The sequence below is a fragment of the Streptomyces sp. NPDC007162 genome (assembly GCF_040634175.1).
Lineage (GTDB): Bacteria > Actinomycetota > Actinomycetes > Streptomycetales > Streptomycetaceae > Streptomyces.
In genome coordinates, this window is sequence record NZ_JBEYFC010000940.1 from 1 (window position 1) to 1,850 (window position 1,850).

Consider the following 1,850-nt stretch of genomic DNA (forward strand, 5'->3'; position numbering starts at 1 on the left):
CGCCGGCATCCGCCACGGCTGGATCCGCAAGATCAAAGACGCCACCTACACCACGGCCTTGACAACACCCAACACCCCTTAACTACGCGGCATTGAGCCTGCCCGACGGCACCTACACCTGGAAGGCCACCGCGCAGAACGCCGCGGGCTACTGGGCCGGAACCGGATCGGGTATCTGGACCAAGACCCAGACCTTCACCGTGGACACGAGCGCGCCGCCCACGCCCACAGTGACCTCCAGCCAGTTCCCCACCGGGCAGATCGGCGCCGCCTACGGCGACAAGGGCACCTTCACACTCGGCAACAACCACACCAACAACATCACCGGATACCTGTTCGCTCTGGACGCCACACTCGGCAATACCGTCTACAGCAGCGGCAACGTCACGAAGTTGACCACCACGACCAAAATCACGCCGGGCCAGGCGTACTACGTCACGTCGGATAATGGCGCCGGTACCGGAACGTCGGTCGTCAACGGCAGCGCCTCCCCCGCCTTCGCCCCTGGTACCACAGGTGTCCACACGCTGTACGCCAAGGCGGTGGACCAGGCCGGCTCGACATCCGTCCAGGCGTCTTACCGCTTCTACGCCGGTACCAGTACCCCGACCTACGCCTATGGCGACAAGATGATCACCGGGTGGACCGCGACCAACACCGACGGCACGACCACCACCGTGCCCAAGGCGACAGCCACCACCAAGGGCGGTCAGCTGATCAGCCAGGCCGCCGGCAGCGGCTACGAGTTCGCAGACGGCTACCAAGCCTGGCTCGCCAACAAGAGCACCACGTCGAAGGTCGTCTCCGGTGACAGCGCCACATTCAGCTTCGACGTCCCCAAGGACGGCCCCTGGAGCTTCGGGGCCAACCTGACCAAAGCCAAGGACTACGGTATCTACCGGCTGGTCCTGGACGCGGGGAAGAACACCCAGTCAACGCTGCTCAGCGACTACGACGCCTACAGCTCCTACACCACCACCCACTTCGTCGATCTCGGCATGCCCAAAGACGCCAACGGTCAACTGGTCACCCTCCAAAAGGGCGTGCACACGCTGACTCTCACCGTCACCGGCAAGAACTCCACCTCGACCGGTTTCCAGGCGGGCCTCGACGTGCTGCGGCTGGGACCGGCACTGACCTGTGCGATCAACGACACCAGCAGTTGCCTGAACAACACCGCAACCAGCACCTTCACCACCACGACCAGCCCGGCCGACGCCGACGGCTCCGGCAACAGCATCAACTCCGCCGACCTGACGAGCACCTCAGGCTGGCAAAGCGGCAAGACGGTCACCGTCGACGGCGCCACCATCACCCTGCCGAAATTCGGCACCGGCGCCTACGACAACATGCTGGCCTCCGGCCAGACCGTCACGCTGCCGGACAGCGGCGCAGTGAACACCGGCGACGCCCTGGTCTTCCTCGCCTTCGCCACCGGCGGCCCCGCCAAGGAGACTCTCGGCACCATCTCCTACGCCAAAGACAACTGCATCGACGCCAGCGGCGCTCCAGCCGACCAGGACTACCATCTGGACACCGTGCCCGACTGGCTCACCGGCCCCGCCTCCGCTGCCGCGCTCACCCTGGTCCACGAGAACCACCGCAACAACACCCAGACCAGCCCGGCTCCCGGCCCCAAAATCTACGCCATCAGTGTCCCGCTGACATGCCCGGGCTCGGTCATCAGCCGCATCACCCTGCCCCTCTTCACGAACGGCGTCCAGGAGAACCAGCCGGCCCTGCACATCCTCGGCATGGGCATACGGCCGATGGCCCTCACCGGAAGCGGATCCATGGTCCACACCTGGGTGCTCTCGCTGACTGCGACGTTCATGTCCCGGCGGGCGAGC

General features: G+C 65.6%; 1 pseudogene. It reads left to right on the forward strand.

The annotated features are described in order from the left end of the window. Window positions 1-92 precede the first annotated feature (92 nt). A pseudogene (locus tag ABZ646_RS46065) lies at window positions 93-1,850 on the forward strand (hypothetical protein); the annotation flags it as partial.